A 211-nucleotide genomic window follows, 5' to 3' on the forward strand; every position below is an offset into this window, starting at 1 on the left:
AAGCTTGTTGCAGAGTACCGGATAGGTAAAGTAAAAGGGCTTGTAAATGGAGGAGCTGAACGGCAAGACAGCGTTTATGCCGGGTTAAAAGGAATGGAAGAGGCAGAAATCGTCCTTATTCACGATGGCGCCCGGCCGTTTGTCGCTAAACCTATTTTGACAAAACTGGTCGATGAAGCGGCTCAAAGTGGCGCAGCGATTGCCGCTGTAC

Annotated in this window: 1 protein-coding gene; it reads left to right on the plus strand. The window is 49.8% G+C overall.

Features of this window, described 5'->3' with window-relative positions; all coding sequences use genetic code 11:
• Positions 1-211 (plus strand): IspD/TarI family cytidylyltransferase (locus CHH91_RS19835; RefSeq protein ID WP_176465910.1); only part of this gene is annotated, 211 nt, incomplete at both ends.

Source organism: Virgibacillus sp. 7505, assembly GCF_002272135.1.
In the GTDB taxonomy this organism is placed as follows: Bacteria; Bacillota; Bacilli; order Bacillales; family Amphibacillaceae; genus Terribacillus.